At 67.1% G+C, this 15,251-nt stretch carries 10 protein-coding genes; 1 reads left to right on the top strand and 9 read right to left on the bottom strand.

Translation table 11 applies throughout. The features are described from left to right. Positions 1 to 66 precede the first annotated feature (66 nt). Positions 67 to 1,425 carry a hypothetical protein gene (locus ACRSBM_RS16595; RefSeq protein ID WP_434444302.1) on the top strand — a complete coding sequence of 453 codons (1,359 nt, stop codon included), beginning with the start codon at positions 67 to 69 and terminating at the stop codon, positions 1,423 to 1,425. 248 nt (positions 1,426 to 1,673) lie between these two features. Here the strand turns inward: ACRSBM_RS16595 and ACRSBM_RS16590 are convergent, their stop codons facing one another. The 9 genes from ACRSBM_RS16590 to ACRSBM_RS16550 all read right to left on the bottom strand — a co-directional run bounded on the left by ACRSBM_RS16590 (position 1,674) and on the right by ACRSBM_RS16550 (position 15,250). Continuing rightward, the gene (locus tag ACRSBM_RS16590) at positions 1,674 to 4,073 is read right to left on the bottom strand and encodes a condensation domain-containing protein (RefSeq protein WP_434444301.1); all 2,400 of its coding nucleotides are present in this window, start codon (positions 4,071 to 4,073) and stop codon (positions 1,674 to 1,676) included. A gap of 133 nt (positions 4,074 to 4,206) precedes the next feature. After that, positions 4,207 to 5,349 (bottom strand): 3-deoxy-7-phosphoheptulonate synthase, encoded by a 1,143-nt coding sequence (locus ACRSBM_RS16585; RefSeq protein ID WP_434444300.1) that lies wholly within the window; start codon positions 5,347 to 5,349, stop codon positions 4,207 to 4,209. A gap of 62 nt (positions 5,350 to 5,411) precedes the next feature. Further along, positions 5,412 to 6,659: an MFS transporter gene (locus ACRSBM_RS16580; RefSeq protein ID WP_434444299.1), complete on the bottom strand. Its 1,248-nt coding sequence runs from the start codon at positions 6,657 to 6,659 to the stop codon at positions 5,412 to 5,414. Positions 6,660 to 6,726: 67 nt separating this feature from the next. Further along, entirely contained in the window at positions 6,727 to 7,659 is a 933-nt protein-coding gene (locus tag ACRSBM_RS16575) for a prephenate dehydrogenase dimerization domain-containing protein (protein ID WP_434444298.1), read from the bottom strand. Further along, a complete protein-coding gene (gene pabB, locus ACRSBM_RS16570) occupies positions 7,646 to 9,742 on the bottom strand; it encodes an aminodeoxychorismate synthase component I (RefSeq protein WP_434444297.1) in 2,097 nt (698 codons plus the stop codon). Before pabB ends, ACRSBM_RS16575 begins: the two co-directional genes overlap by 14 nt. After that, on the bottom strand, positions 9,739 to 10,077 hold the full coding sequence (locus ACRSBM_RS16565) for a chorismate mutase family protein (protein ID WP_434444296.1): 339 nt from the start codon (positions 10,075 to 10,077) through the stop codon (positions 9,739 to 9,741). Before ACRSBM_RS16565 ends, pabB begins: the two co-directional genes overlap by 4 nt. Positions 10,078 to 10,082: 5 nt before the next feature. Further along, positions 10,083 to 12,428 carry an FAD-dependent oxidoreductase gene (locus ACRSBM_RS16560; RefSeq protein WP_434444295.1) on the bottom strand — a complete coding sequence of 782 codons (2,346 nt, stop codon included), beginning with the start codon at positions 12,426 to 12,428 and terminating at the stop codon, positions 10,083 to 10,085. A gap of 43 nt (positions 12,429 to 12,471) precedes the next feature. Next, positions 12,472 to 14,019 (bottom strand): AMP-binding protein, encoded by a 1,548-nt coding sequence (locus ACRSBM_RS16555; RefSeq protein WP_434444294.1) that lies wholly within the window; start codon positions 14,017 to 14,019, stop codon positions 12,472 to 12,474. A gap of 70 nt (positions 14,020 to 14,089) precedes the next feature. Then, positions 14,090 to 15,250 carry a threonine synthase gene (locus ACRSBM_RS16550; protein ID WP_434444293.1) on the bottom strand — a complete coding sequence of 387 codons (1,161 nt, stop codon included), beginning with the start codon at positions 15,248 to 15,250 and terminating at the stop codon, positions 14,090 to 14,092. Position 15,251 lies beyond the last annotated feature (1 nt).

The following is a 15,251-nucleotide window of genomic DNA, read 5'->3' as shown; positions in this document are numbered from 1 at the left end:
GCAAGAACCGCCGCCACGACGTGTTGGTCGGTCTCGCTGGTGGAGGTTCCGTCGAAACGTGAGACAGTGGAGGTCCGCACCGTCTCCCGATCCGCACCGGGAGACGGGCCTTCATCCCGCAGCGGACACCGCCTCGTCCAGGCGCGTCTTACCGCTCCCGGAGAGCTCGCTCCACTTCACGTCGTCGCCAGGCTCACGAACCACCCCCACAAGGGAGACCACCCCATCACCGCTTCGGCAGTCTCGTCGGCCACGGCCGCACCCCGCACGCTCACCGACATCTACGGTCCCGACATCGCCGTCTGCGCACGACCCGCGCAGGAACCGGCGGTGCCGTCGAGCAGGCATCGCAACACCCGTGACGTCCTGTCCGCCCGTCCCCTCGCCGTCGCCGCCGACACCCCCGTCATCAGCAGTGCCGGTGGCACCGAGCCCAACCTGATCGCCACCCTCCGCGACGGCGGCCTGCCCGTGAGCACGGATGCGCGCGAGTTCCGCACCGAAGCCGAGTTCGCCCTCCGCGTCAGAGAAGCCCTCAGTGACGGCCTGCGCCTGTCCATGGAATACCCGCAGCCCGCCGGCCTGGGCCCCGACGAACGTTCCGTGAAGAGCGCCGAGCTGGTCGGCTACCTCAACAACAAGGCCAGCATCAGCACCTTCGTCGACCCGCGCTTCCAGGCCCGCCGCCAGATCGTCGCGATCGACGAGCTCGCCGAGGCCATTCCTGCCGAGAAGTCCTGGGTTCTCAAAGCGGCCACCAACGCCGCCCACGGCGCCAGCCTCGACGTCTACCTGCACCGCGCCGGAGACCTCGTGGCACTGCCCGCGTTCACCGACATCCTCAACGAGGTCGTCGTCGAGGAGTACCTGGACATCCACCGCAACTGGGGCGTGCAGCTCTACGTCGCCGCCGACGGGCTGGCCCGCCTGCTCGCCGTCACCGACCAGCGCATCGACGCCGACGGCGTCTATACCGGTGGCCGCTTCGGGCTCGTCGTCCCCCTCCCCGCCGACCTGCTCACCGAATGCCTGGCGATCGCCCAGCGCGCCGCCGACGTCGGCTACCGCGGCATGTGCAGCCTCGACTGCGCCCAGACGCACGACGGCAGACTCGTCATGCTCGACCTGAACTTCCGCATCACCAGCGGCTCCATCCCGCTGCTCGCGCTGCACACCGTCCGCCCGGACGCCCTGGACCGGCCGTCGGAGTCCACGAAACTCACCAGCGCCGCCCCCATCGCCGCCCTCCTCGCGGCCCTGCGGCCCGCACTGCTGCAGGGAGGGCTCCTCGTCACCGGCGGCCACGACACCCGCCGCACCGACAACCCGATCAAGCAGACCACGGTGCACCTGATCGTGTTCGGCGATGATCCCGATGACGTCGCCTCCCGCCGCAGCAAGCTGGAAGCCATGTACAACCACTGACGCTTTCCCAGACCGTGCAGCGCCCCGGGCGGGACCGGCTGCTCGCACCGCGTCTCGCAACACGGCGAAAGCGGGCGCGGCCGTGTTCGGGTCGCGGCACACCCCCGCTCCCGCGCGCTCGGCGTCGTGCGCGAACTGGCCGCTGGAGAACGGCAACACCACCGCGGGAACCCCGCCCGGAGACGCTCGGTGAAGGTGTTGTTGCCGCCGGGGTGGACCATCGCTGCCGGGGCAACGCTGATGATGGGCTAACCGGCCCGGCCCTCCAGGCACGCCACGACCGCTTCGGCGATCCGCGCCGCGAACGGATCCCTGACCGCCGCGTAATGGTCGGCATCCACGTCCACCAGCACCATGCCAGGTCCGAGCAGGGACTTCCAATGTGCGACAGCCTCTTCCGGCAGCTCGGCGGCCACCAGCACCGATGCGACATCGACCGGTTCGTCCGAGACGTACTCACCCACGGCCGTCCAGTGCCTCCGGATCGCGTCGAAACGCCTCCGCAGGGCATCGATCGACAGCGAGGAACCCGCGGCGTTCAGCAGTGCCGCCAACACACCCAGACCGTGCTCGACGTCCTCGGGCGACAGCCGCAACTCGGTTGGCACGAGTGCCGGCGCATCCACTGCGCGCAGAACCGTGTAGATGAACGTATCCAGCTCGCGCTCTGCTTCGGTTGCTGAGCTGCCGTCCGGGGCGGGCGGGTCGATCAGCAACAGCGGTGGCGGCGTCTCACCGAGTTGTCGCATGCGCATGGCCATGACGTAGCCGATCAAGCCGCCGAGTGACCAGCCACCCAGCACGTCGGGCATCCGGCCGGTGCGCAGGTTCTCCAGGTGGTGGTCGGCCATCCCCACCAGGGTCTCCTGATCCCCGTCGGGGGACATGGTCACCGTCCAGCCCGCCGGCAGCGCGTTCGCCAGGTCTTTGTAGGTGGCCTGGTCGGCACCACCCGCTGGATGAACGAGGTGCAGGTGTGGCTCGTCCGGCTCGCCTTGCCTCAGCAGCACGCTGTGCAGACTCGACTGTGCTGTCGCGACTGTCTGCCCGGTGAGCTCGACCAGCTTGCCGAGCGTGGGAGTGTCGAGCCAGTCCATCATGTCGAGCTGGCTCCCCGCGACCTTCTGGACCTCCCCGAACAGGTCGAACACCTGCAGGGAGTGGCCGCCGGCCGCGAAGAAGTCACTTCCCGTCTCCGCCGTGGGCAGCCTGAGCGTCCTGCACCAGATCTCGCGGACAGCCCCCGGTATTCCCGCGTCCTCGATCGAGGAAGTCTGCTTCTCGTCCGCAGGACCGGTCTGCGTGGCCACGTCGGTAGTGGTGCGAGACCGGACGTGCAGGGCGCTGACCGGCACTTCGGCCCGTACTCCCGACTCCAACACCCGTTCGAGGTCCGCGAGCAGGGTGAACACAGTGGTTTCATCGAAACGGCTGGTGTCGTACCCCGCCTCGATCACGGTCGCGTCCGGTTCTTCGTAGATGCCCAACGTCACGTGGTTGACGGCACTCGTGTTGGGGCTGGCCTTCAACCGGGTCTCCCGCTCCCCGAGCAGGACACCGGCACCGATCTTCCCGTGGTAGGTCAGCAGCACAGCCGGCGTCGCACCCAGCCGGTTCCTGTCCGCGACAGGCATCGCGTTGTGCACCAACGAGAACGGGACGTGCTGGTGAGGCAGGCTGTCCCAGAAACCGTCGCGTGCCCTGCCGACCACGTCGTCCAGGGTGTCGCCCGCACGCAGCTCCCCCGTCGCGACGACGACATTGGTCAGATAGCCGACGCAGGCAGCGTCGCGCTCGCTGAGTCGATTGGCCACCCCTACGCCCACTGCCAACCGCCCGCGGACACCTCCGAGGCCGAGAACGGCGTACAGAGCGGCCAGGTAACTGGCGAACGGGGTCATGCCACCGCGGTCGGTCAACGCGGCCACGCCGCCGGATGCCTTCGAGCTGAGCGGGTAACGCAGTACGGCACCCGGCGTGCCAGGAACCTGCGGCGGCCGCGCGCGATCAGGCATCGGTGTCGCGCTCTCCACACCGGCCAAGGTGTGCACCCAGTAGGCGATGTCCTCCTGCCAGCTGCCGTCGGCCATGGCCTTTCGAGCCCTGATCGCGTATTCGGTGAACTGCACTGGGGGTTCGAGAAAAGTCGTGCTGCCGGGTTGCGCCAGTTCAGCGTGATAAGCCTCGGCCAGGTCCTGCACCAGTAGCTGCATCGACCAGCCGTCCACCACCGCGTGGTGGACGGTCAGCACCAACTCGCTGAGCTCGCCCGCGGTGATCAGGGAGAGGCGGGCGAGCGGAGCTTTGCCCAGATCGAACGGTGTCTTGTGGACCTGTTTGACCACCTCGTCGAGGAGGTCATGTCCTGGCGACACCGCGTCCTGGGCTTCTGGTGGCCACCTCATCACGTTGAGGGTGACCGTTGCTCTCTCGAGGATCTCCTGCCAGACCGCGCCGTCTTGGTACACAAGCGCCGTCCGAAGGGCCTCATATCGGTCTACGACGGCCTGCCACGCCCTGCCGAGCGCGGCCTCGTCCAGACTGCCGACGGACATCCGCCAGGTCAGGTTGTAAAGATCTTTGCAGGACGACCGTTGCTGAATCCACCACAGCGCCTCTTGCTGCGGTGCCGAGACATGGCGGGTCATGACATTCCTCCGCGGGTCAAGTGGTGTGGCTCGGAACGTTGCCGGGCGAATTCGCGGTCAGACGGGTGCATCGTGGTGCCGCCAGGCGCCCTGCTGAGCGTGAACTACCCAGCCCACGTTCCGGGCCGCGCCACTAGATCAGGCACCTTGCCCACTCGGTCACCACCAGCAACGCCTGGCCGGGGTTCAGCCGGGGGTCGCAGAACGTCGTGTAGCACTCCCCCACCAGATCAAGCTGTCCTGAGTCGTACACGCACTCGGTGACGTGCTGCGGCGTGGTTTCTATGTGCAGGCCACCAGCCACTCCACCGGCACTGCGAATGGCCGCCACCGCCTGCCGCACTTCCAAGGTGACGTCTTTGATGAATCGCGTTTTGAGCGCACCGGGGGTGCTCACTGTGTTCCCGTGCATCGGGTCGATCAACCAGATCACCGGGTGGCCGGCAACGCGTACCGCGCCGGCCAAACTCGCCAGCTGTTCCGTGGCTCTGCCCACGCCCATCCGCGCGATGAGGGTCAGCCGGCCAGGTACGCGATCAGGATCCAGTCGCTCGCACAAGGCCAGCAACTCGTTCTCGGCGATGCCGGGACCGACCTTGCACGCCACCGGATTGACGATCTCCGCCAACAGTGCGACGTGAGGACCCTCAGGACTACGGGTGCGGTTGCCGATCCACGGCCAATGCGTCGACGCGAGGAACTTGTGCCCCAGCTCATCGCGCCGCGCCATCGGCGATTCGTAGTCGAGCAACAATGCTTCGTGACTGGTCCACACCTGAGTGTCCCGGTTCAGGTGGGTCATGATTTCCCGTGCTGCGCGGTAACCCTCCAGCATTCGCCGGGGCTGGGGTTGCCGGAGCAGCGGATCCGGTACCGGACTGTTCACCATGTGTCCGCGGAACACCGGCAGTTCCCGGCCGTCGACCCATTCGGTCGGCTGGGATCGTGGCTTGGCGAACTGGCCGGCAATGCGACCTACCCGGGTGACGTCCAGTCCGGTGATGCCCGCGACGCGATCGGCCAGCTGGTTGAGCAGTGCCACCTTGCCGCGCACATGTGCGGCTGTCCGCTCCGCCGGGTCCTCGGCGCAGTCGCCCGCCTGAATCACCACCCCGTTGCCCAGCGCCACGCTCGCGAGAACAGCTCGTAGTTCTCGCACGGCGGTCGCGGTCACCAACGGAGGACTGACCGCCAGTCTGGCGGTCACGTCGGCGAGTGCTGCCTGGTCAACCCACTCCGGCTGCTGCAGTGCCGAATGAGTCAGGACTGCGGCCATGAAATCTTCCCGACTGTCTCGGAAAAGCTGCCTGAAGACACAATTCCCCCGATTCTGAGTGCCTATTCCGCACCCGATGGAGATGCTCCTGCCGTCGCCTTCCCGGCGTTCAACCGGCGCTCCCCCCACTTCGCTGCCGGAACCATGAGGAAACTCGCTGCGACGAAGAGCGCGCCGAGCAGGAGCCAGCCGGGTGGTCCCCAGTAGACGAGCAGGCCGGTCAGCACGAGCGGGCCGATGAGTTCCGCCACGGTGTGGCCGGAGCCAAAGAAAGCCTGGTACTGGCCGTGCCGGCCATCGGGGGTGAGACCGAAGCTGATCTCCCAGGTGCCGGCCGACTGCATCATCTCGCCTCCGGTCTGAATCGCGGCGGCGGTCAGGAGCAGCAGCGCCGCGGACCACAGGGAGCTACCGCTCCCGGAGTAGGCGAAGACCACACAGCTCAGACCGAGCAACAGGCCGCCTTTCACCACGTACCGCCCCGCACTCGTCAGGTCGGTCACGCCGCGCGCCACGCGCACCTGGAACGCGACGACGGCCAGTGTGTTCAGGACGAACATCGCCGCCAGAACCCATTTCGGCGCCTCGGTGTGAGTCACGATCCACAACGGCAGAGCCACGTCGATCAGCGGACCGTGCAGTACCAGGATCAGGTTCAGCACACTTACGGCGACGTAAGGACGGTCTTTCAGCACCGACCGGGACTTTTCGCCCTCCGAGCTGACCGGTGTCGCGGCGACCGTGGGCACCCTGGTCAGCACCAGTGATGCCACAAGAAAGACAACCGCGTTGAGCGCGAACGCTGTCAGGTACGCCTCACGGGTGTCGAAAAGCAGCACCATGCCACCTAGTGCGGCGCCAAACGCCAGCCCGGCATTGCTCGCGGCCTGCAGGAACGCCCGAACCGTGGTGATCTTGTCCTTCTGCACGACCCCGGCCAGCAGCGCCTGTTGGGCCGCGGAGCCACTGCGCTGCCCGATGGCGTACACCGTGGCCGCCAGCACGAACAGCGGAAAAGAACGAACGAAGACGTAGGAGCCTGCGGCCAGGGACGCACAGCAGAAGAAGAAGATCGCGGTTTCCCGAGGGCCGATGCGATCCGCCAGGTGACCGAGTGGCACGCCGACTGCCAGCGCCACAGTCCAGGCGATGGTCAGTCCGAGGCCGAGCTCGGCCGGCGACAATCCGACAATCTGCGTGAAGAACAGCGCCGACGTCACGTAATACGCGCCGTCGCCGGTTTTGCTGATCAGTTGGCCCACAGCGAGGGTCCGGGCCGAACCACGCAGGGTTGTTTTCAACGCTTCCATGTGTCTCTTCTCGTGGCTTCCCATTACGTTCTCGTCACTCACTGAACAGCACGCAACTCTTTACTGGTCAGGCTCTCCCCTCGGAGGCGACGAGCGCGGTGCTCGCGAACAGCTGGGCGCACGTGCCTTGCAAGTGTTGCAGTTGTCCGCCAAGGACGTCCCCAACATCGAGCATCAGTCGTTCGAAATCTGCGCCACTGTTGCTCCTGACGATGTTCCGCACATGCTCCACCCCGCCGGCAAGTGCTTCATGCGCGTCCGATACCAGCGGATTTCCGGATTGGACGTCCCAGTACACCTCAGGGGTACCAGAGGCGATTCGCGCCAACAGAGCCAGTAGTGTCGCATGGGGCGGGGGCGCTATCGCGATCAGTTCCTCGATGTCCGCGTCGAGAGTGTGCAGCGCATGCCCGAATGCCAGCACAGTGGCGTGCGTCAGCGCCTGTGAAATGGCGGCCAGCCGGTCGTGCCGCAACGCCTCCATTCGCACGACTCGACCGCCGTACTCCTCGACCAGACCCAGCAGATCGTCGACCAAGGGGCCGCCGTGGAACACCACGGACACCACCGGCCGTCCCCGCATCCCGAGTCCCGGGGCGAACATCGGGTTGAGCGACACGGCCTGACGATCCGGGAAGCCGCGCATGGCGGTCGCCATCCGTTCCTTCACGGACAGGGTGTCAGCCAGCAACGCCTTCTCGGGGAGCAAATCGGCCAGAACCGGTACCGCCGCGACCGCGACCGGCTCCGGTACCGCGAGCAGCAGCAGATCCGCCTGCGCCACCTCAGCGCTGACGGCATCGCCAGGTGCGCGGATGTCACCGTCGACCCAGCGGACACCCGGCGGCATTGACGCAGGAGAGATGGGATCCACCACGCACACCGAGACACCGGCTCGAGCGAGTACCGCGGTGAACATCTGCCCGACCGCACCGGAACCGCCGACCACGACGGCGCGCCGGATGCCTCCGGGGGACGTCGCGAGCTCAGTCCTTGTCATGCCGCACTTCGCCTTCGCCGAGCAGTGACGCGGAGCCGGTGGACGAAGAGCCGGTGATCGCCTTCGCCATCGCGAGGGACTTCACCAAGGTCTCCTCGAACTCCTCGACGGGGTCGGAAAGGCTGACGATCGCGCCGCCTACTCCGAAGGACACGCCCTCAGGTGTGGCCACGATGGTGCGGATGACGATGCTGAGATCCGCGGCCCCGTTCAGCGAGAACCAGCCGAGCGAACCCGAGTACACCCCGCGCGGCCCTCCCTCCAGCCGATCGATGATCTCCATGGTGCGAAGCTTCGGCGCACCGGTCATGGAGCCACCGGGGAAGCAGGCCCGGACGCATTCCACGGCCGACACCCCTTGCCGCAGCCGGCCGCGGACAGTGCTCACCAACTGGTGCACAGGTGCGTACGTCTCGACGTCGAACAGCTTCGGCACGTGGACGGAACCGACCTCGCAAACGGTGTTCAGGTCGTTGCGAAGCAGGTCGACGATCATCAGGTTCTCCGCACGATCCTTCTCGCTGTCGCGCAGTTCCTCACGCAACGCCAGATCCTCCGCGCGAGTTGCCCCTCGTGGTCGCGTGCCCTTGATCGGCTTGGATTCCGCGACCCTCTTGGTGTCGATGGCGAGGAACCGTTCCGGGGACGCGCTGAGCACGGCCACGTCCGGAAAATCGAGCAACGCACCGTACGGGACGGGGCTGATGTCCCGAAGCAGCCCATAGGTGTGCGCCAGGTCGGGAACCGCGTTCGCGGTGAACACGTTGGTGAGGCAGATTTCGTACGATTCGCCGTTCTTGATCTCTTTGAGACATTCGTCGATCCGCGCCAGGTACTGCTCGCGATCGTGTCGCGGAACGAAGTTCTCCCCGAGCGCCGCGGGGATGACCGGCGGATGCCGCCGGCCGGTCTCCGCGGCGGGCAGCAGCTCGAGGCGGTGTGCGGTCTGGTCGAGCCACTTCACCGCATCCGGGTCGCCTGGAGACGTGCCCAGCGCCAGCAGGTACGTGGAGTTCTCGACGTGGTCGACCACTACCGCCCGGTCGGCGAACAGCAGTGCGGCGTCGGGTGTGGCCGAGGTGTGTTCGGCGTGCGCCCCGACCTCGGCTTTCAGTTCATATCCCAGATAGCCGACATAGCCGAGGTTGAAGTCGAACGGGAGATCGTTGTCGGCAGGCAGTTCCCGGGCGCGCAGTTGCGCGTCCAGGTACTCGAAGATGCCCCTGCCTCGATGCTCGACCACGCCATCGGCTCGTTCCACCCGCACCGTGCGAGTCGCCACCTCGTAGGTCACGTACTCGGCAAGGGGACCCGTGCCGTCGCCCAGGATCGAGAAGCGGGAGTTCGCCTCGGCGTCCGCGCCGCTGTCCAACCAGAAGCCGCACCGCTTCCCGGAGAAGAGTTCGGCGTGCGCGGTCGCGGTGTCGGGCGCGAAGTCCAGCCGGCGAACGTGCAGCAGGTCGTGGGGAGACGGCAGGGTGTCGCGCTCCTGCTCACGATGCATCCACGTGAGCGCGCTGAAGTTCCTGAGCAGTTCGCGCCCGTACTCACTCGAGATGGACTCGGGATGGAACTGCACGCCCCAGATCGGCTTGCTGCGGTGCCGCAGCGCCATCAGGACTCCGTCCTGCGTCCACGCGGTGCCGATCAACTCGTCGGACAGTTCGGTGACCGCGAGAGAGTGGTAACGAACCGCGGAGAACGGTGACGGGAGTCCAGCGAAAAGGTCTTCGCCGTTGTGATAGATGCTGGAGGTTCTTCCGTGCATCGGCTCGGGCGCGTGCTGGACGGATCCGCCGAACAGCTCTGCCACACCCTGGTGCCCCAGGCAGATGCCCAGCACCGGCAACCGGGAGTCCAGGATCGCGGTGGCGCTGATGCCGAAGTCCCGCTGCCGGTTGGGATGTCCGGGGCCGGGCGAGATCACGATGTTGTCGTAGTCCCCGAGGTGCAGGGAAGACCAGTCCACGTCGTTGCGCAGCACCGTGGGTGGCTGCCCGTTCACCTCGCCCAGCAACTGGTAGAGGTTGTACGTGAAGGAGTCGTAGTTGTCGACCAGGAGTGTCCGAACGGGGCCACTCATTGCGAGGCCCCGGAAACGGATTCCTCGCCGTGACTTCCTTCCTCGATCACCACGGTCTCGACGCGGCAGGTCTCCTCGATCATCAGGTCGTAGAGGCGGGACAGGAAAGCCTCGCTGATCCCGTTCTCGGCGCCGTACTTCGCAGCACGACGCTGGACCGCGTCGATGCGGTGCGGCTGCATCATCGGCACCGCGTTCTCCCGCTTGTGATGTGCGATGCGCACGCAGACCTCGATGCGGTCCCGCACAGCGTCCAGGAACCGGATGTCGATGCTGTCGAGCTCGTCCCGCAGCCGAGCCAGGCCGTTGTCGTCACCGTTGGGCGTTGCAGTCATGGCATTCACTTCCTGAAGGCGGTGGTGTAGCGCGGACGGTCCTCCTGGTCGCGGTGACCCACGGCGGCGCCGAACAGGCCGGACTCCGCCAGCAAGGCCGGTACGACCCCGATCTGCGGGTCGTCGTGCTCGATCGCCACCGCGCCACCCGGCCGCAGCAACCGGCCGGCGGTGGCGATCACCTGGCGGATCACGTCGAGACCATCGGTGCCGGAGAAGATGGCTCGTGCCGGGTTGTGCTTCGCGAACTCCGGCGCGAGCTCCGTGCCCTCGGGCACGTACGGAGGGTTGGCGAGCACGAGATCAACCTGGCCACGAAGGTCGCTCAGCAACTCTTGATCGGCGACGTCGCCCGCATGGACGGCAACCGGCGTGTCGCCCGCCGCCGAACGCATCGCCGCGTTGCGATGCGCGCACTCCAGAGCCTTCTCGTCCACGTCGACCGCGTGGACCTGGGCATCGGGGCGGGCATGGGCCACGGCCAGCGCGACCGCCGCGGAACCCGTGCAGAGGTCGACCACAACGGGCTTCTCGATCTCGGAGATGGTCGACAGACCCCATGCCAGCAGTCGTTCCGTGGGGAACAGAGGTACGAACACGTCCTCGGTGACCGTGACCACGATGCCGCCCAAGCGGGCGTACCCGAGGATGTGGCCGATCGGGATCCGGTCGGCTCGCCTGGCCACGAGAGCGCGCACCTCGCGCGCCTCCTTCCCGGACACCCGGCGCTCGGGCTCGTGTGAGCCCAGAACGTGGGCCAGGATCTCGTTGGCGTCCTGTCGCGGGTACGGCACGCCGCCGCTCGTCAACGTGCCCACTGCTTCCCGAAGAAGGTCTTCGACCGTTTCTTCTCGGTCGGCCGTGTGCACCGCCGCAGAAGAAGAGACAGGAGAAGAGACACCGGTCGACCCGGTGCGGCTGGCGGCGTAGTAGTCGCGCAGACCCTTCTCCAGTACGGGGTTCGTGCGCACTGCCGCGAGCAGTTCCGGCGGTGGCGTGAAGTCCGGATCCAGGTCCTGCGCCCGCTGCGTGTAAGCCTCACGCAGGTAGTGCTCGATGGTGGAGGGCCAGTAGAGGGGAACGTCCCAGTTGGACTCGTAGCCGGTCGCCAGCATGTGCATGACGGTGGCTTCCACCACCTCCTCGCGGCTGGCGAGCTGCACAGGAGGCCGGACCGGCCGGAACTGCGCCAGGTCGGCGGTGGCTTCCTCCTCCAGCAGGAGCGCGGCCATTTCCCTTGCGAGCAGCGGGGAAAGTGTCAGGCCGTCCCGATAGGTGCCGGTCATCATCCACAGGCCGCTCAGCCCCGTCTCACCGATCAGCGGCATCCCGTCGAGCGGCACCGGCCGGTTGCCGACCTGGATCTTGTGAAGGCCGCTGTCGGCCAGACCTCGGCGAACCTGACGATTGCCGCAGTTGAGCAGGAAGAGCACGTCCGAGATGAGCGCGGTTTCCCGCGGCTCCATCGAGATGATGTTCGTCGCCCCGACGTAGACCTGACCTTCAGGGCGCGGCACGACGTGCAGGCCACAGGCGAAAGCGCGATTGGGCGTGCGGATCACGCTCTGCGGGCAGGTGCCGTCGACCGTGTCCACCACGGCGGACACGCCGTATCCGCTGACGAGCCGGGGGATCTGCACAGCCTGTTCGGGCACGCTGTCCAGGACGGTCTGGGAGAACGCCCCCGCGGCCAGCACCGTCTTGTGGGTGCGCAGGATCGTGCCGGACTCCAGCGCGATCCCGTGCACCCGGCCGTTGGCGTGTTCGACACGGGTCGCGCGCTCCGCGATCAGCATGCCGCCGGCCGCCAGGAACGCCTTTTCCAGGCGCATGACCAACTCGGTGGCGTTCACCGCGTGCTCGTCCGGCAGGAACATCGCCTGCAGTGGACGTGCCGTGGGTTCGGCGTCGAGCCAGTCGATGTCCTCGGGATCCACGTCCTCGAAGTTCTCGCCGTACTTGACGAGCGAGTCGCGGATGGCCTTGTAGTTCCGCGTGTCGAGCTCGGGCATGCCAACGGCGTTCAGCATGACGAAGGTGCCCTTGGCCGTGAACAGATCCGCGTCGGTCGAGTCGCGGGGAAGTTCGCTCACCCACTCGGGCCACAGCTTGCTCGCCTGGTAGGCCAGCTCGTGCTTGCTCCGGCCGGACTCGCTGTTCATGAGGTCGGCGGTGACCTCACCGAAGGCGCCGAGCATCGCTCCCGCGGCCGTGGACGCGGCGCCCGGCCGGTGTGGTTGACCGAGCACGGCCACCCGCACTTTGCGCCGGGCGAGTTCCAGGCCGAGCGAGAGTCCCAACGAGCCGTTGCCTACCACAACAACGTCGTACGGGTGGTTGCCCTCGGACATCAGCACGTCCCCTTTCAGAGTCGGATCTTCGGAGTTGGGCCGCTCAGCGCGACAACGCCTCGGCCAATCGCCGTCGGTCGACCTTGCCGTTCACATTGAGTGGGAATTCCTCGAACGCGGTCAGCGAGGCAGGAATCATGTAAGAGGGCAGTCTTTCCCGGAGTGCCTGGAACAGGTCTTCGGTGTCGCTGACCCGGCCCGTGTACGCGGCGGCCAGTACCGCGTCGCCGCTCACCGCCGGCTGGGCGACCACTACCGCGTCCAGCACTCCTGGCTGTTCCCGCAGTACCGCTTCGATCTCGCCGAGTTCGACGCGGTAACCGCGCACCTTCACCTGGTGGTCCAGGCGTTCGCAGTAGATGTAACCGTTCGCGCTGATACGAACCCGGTCACCAGTGCGGTACCAGTGCTCATCAGTGAGCGGGGTCGCCGGATCGTACGGCGTCGCTTTTTCTCCGTCATAGGCCAGGAATCGGCCCTCGTTGTGCGCCGGGTCGAGGTAACCCGCGAAACGCTGCGGGCCTCGAACGCACAGCTCCCCCTCCTCGGCCTGCTTGCCGTCAGCGTCGAGAACAACGCATTCCAGGGAACTGAGACCGGGCCCGATGGGCACTGTCCCGTTGGGGGTGCGCGGCCACTCCGCCACCTGCTCGGGCAGCACGTACTCCGCGCAGATGATGGTGAGCTCGGTCGGCCCGTAGGCGTTCTCCACCACCCCGTTAGGTGCCGCCGCGTGCCAGGCTTCCGCCTGTTGGAGAGTAAGAGCCTCGCCGGCGAACATGCTGCGCCGCAGCGTGGGCATCGACCCCGGCCGGAGCGGGTCGATCCGTTGCGTCAACGAGATCACCGAAGGCACGGAGAACCAGTGCGTGAGTCCCCTGCGCTGCACGAACCGGGCCGCCGCAAGCAGATCGTTGCGACCAGGCACCACCACCGTGGCACCGGAGCCGAACGCGACGAACATCGCCAGCACCGACACGTCGAAGGTCAGCTCGAACGGTTGAAGTACTCGGCACCCCGGCTCGAGCTCGTAGTGCCCGATGCTGTGACTGAGATACGCGGAGATGTTGCGGTGCTGGATGGGCACGCCTTTGGGCTCACCGGTGGAGCCCGAGGTGAACAAGATGTAGGCCAGGTCCTCCGGCTGGGCAGCGAGTCCGGGTAGCTCACCCACGTTTGCGGGCAGGACTCCCAGCAGCTCGCCGGAATCCACGGCGACCACTCGGGTGGCCGGATCGGCGCCGATCCCTTCATGTTCTCCCAACACCAGGTCCAGCCCGGCGGCGCGAGTGATCGCCGCGTTGCGAGCGGCGGGGAACGACGGGTTGAGCGGCACGACCGTGGCACCGAGCCGTTGCACAGCAAGGTATCCGGCGTACGCGAGAACCGTGTTTGCCGCAGCCAGCAAACCGACACGCCCGGGTGCGACGTCGTCGTTGGCTGCCAGCAGCCGGACGGCGAGGTGCTCGGCCATGCCTTCGAGTTCCGCGTAGCCGACCACCCGGTCCGCGACCTCCAGCGCGGGCTGATCCGGGCAGCGCTTCGCCGACGCGGCGAACCACTCGTACAAAGGAATGTTCTTTGTGTTCATTGCAGCTGCGTTGCCCCTTCGAATGGGCTTCCGTACAGTGCGTCGGCCGCGAACAGCCGCTGGCGGCTGGTTATGGCAACTGGTTCAGCGGCCTGGAGCCGCTCACGATCATGACGACTCGGTCGTCGGGTGACAGATGGCCGGACTCGGCGGCCTGCCGCAGCCCGCCCCAGCAGATGAAGGCGGACTTCTCCGTCTCGTATGCCAGCGGGATGTCCAGCTCAGCGCATGCGTCGATCAGCAGCTGAGACTCCTTCTCCACCCGTGACGGGTCCACCGGGTCGATGCGGGCACCGGTGTCCGCCACCAGCTGACGGACCAACGGCAACGTGCGGTTCGGGTTCGTCGACTGGAGCGTGGGTTCGAAGGCGTGCTCCGGCGCCACCATGTCACCCAGGTCGATCTCGTCGCGGCCTTCCCGCAACGCCTCGCCCAGCAGCCCGGCGTCCGCTGCCTGGAACAGGTGGTACGTGTACTCGCCCGGTGCCGGCAGTCCCGCGGCTCGGGCGCGCCGGATGCCGCGCTCGAAGCCGAGCGGGCCGTAGCCGCTGGCGATCGTCACCGCGATGATCGTGGCGTCGGCGCACCGCTCCGCGATCGCCAGTCCCACCGGCACCTTGCCCTCGATCTTCCACTGGCTCGGTGTCAGCCGGAACGCGCCGTGTTCCTTGCTGTGCGCGATGGCCGCGTCGGCCGCGTTCACCATGTTGCCCGGCACGGCCACCACCTGCGACTTGCCCATCGAGGTGGTCGGACACTTGTACGCGGACGGCTGTGGCACGAACCCCGTGCACACCACGCCCAGCCGTTCCATGTAGTACTGGTAGGACCGTGCCGTGTTGCCGGAGCTGTGCATGCACACCGACGACAGCCCCCACTCGACGCACTTGGCCGCCAGGAGCACACCCTCGTTGTCCTTGAACGTGCCGGTGTCGTTCAGGGTCTGCGGCATCAGCCGGACAGACGCGATGCCGAGCGCTTCGGCCAGCCGCGGGCTCTCCACCGGGGTCAGCGCCTTCTCGTTGCTGCGCAGGTCATCCGGCTCGGACACCGGCAGGAGCGCGGCGTAGCGGCCGACACCCGGCGTGTCGGTGACCGCGTCCGCCCAGCTCCGGACGTCGGGGAGTGACTCCGTCAGCGCTTCGCCGCAGCGGGTGCACAGCCACTCGTTGGGGCCGTCCACAGAGCCGACACCGGGCAGATCAGAACAGTTCTTGCAGACGAGCTTCATT

The organism is Lentzea xerophila (assembly GCF_051094245.1).
Classification (GTDB): Bacteria; Actinomycetota; Actinomycetes; order Mycobacteriales; family Pseudonocardiaceae; genus Lentzea; species Lentzea xerophila.
This window is presented reverse-complemented; position numbering and strand designations above follow the sequence as displayed.

Coding starts and splice junctions, on each gene's coding strand:
- ACRSBM_RS16590 (WP_434444301.1), bottom strand. CDS start 4,073: ATGACCCGCCATGTCTCGGCACCGCAGCAAGAGGCGCTGTGGTGGATT.
- ACRSBM_RS16585 (WP_434444300.1), bottom strand. CDS start 5,349: ATGGCCGCAGTCCTGACTCATTCGGCACTGCAGCAGCCGGAGTGGGTT.
- ACRSBM_RS16580 (WP_434444299.1), bottom strand. CDS start 6,659: ATGGAAGCGTTGAAAACAACCCTGCGTGGTTCGGCCCGGACCCTCGCT.
- ACRSBM_RS16575 (WP_434444298.1), bottom strand. CDS start 7,659: ATGACAAGGACTGAGCTCGCGACGTCCCCCGGAGGCATCCGGCGCGCC.
- pabB (WP_434444297.1), bottom strand. CDS start 9,742: ATGAGTGGCCCCGTTCGGACACTCCTGGTCGACAACTACGACTCCTTC.
- ACRSBM_RS16565 (WP_434444296.1), bottom strand. CDS start 10,077: ATGACTGCAACGCCCAACGGTGACGACAACGGCCTGGCTCGGCTGCGG.
- ACRSBM_RS16560 (WP_434444295.1), bottom strand. CDS start 12,428: ATGTCCGAGGGCAACCACCCGTACGACGTTGTTGTGGTAGGCAACGGC.
- ACRSBM_RS16555 (WP_434444294.1), bottom strand. CDS start 14,019: ATGAACACAAAGAACATTCCTTTGTACGAGTGGTTCGCCGCGTCGGCG.
- ACRSBM_RS16550 (WP_434444293.1), bottom strand. CDS start 15,250: ATGAAGCTCGTCTGCAAGAACTGTTCTGATCTGCCCGGTGTCGGCTCT.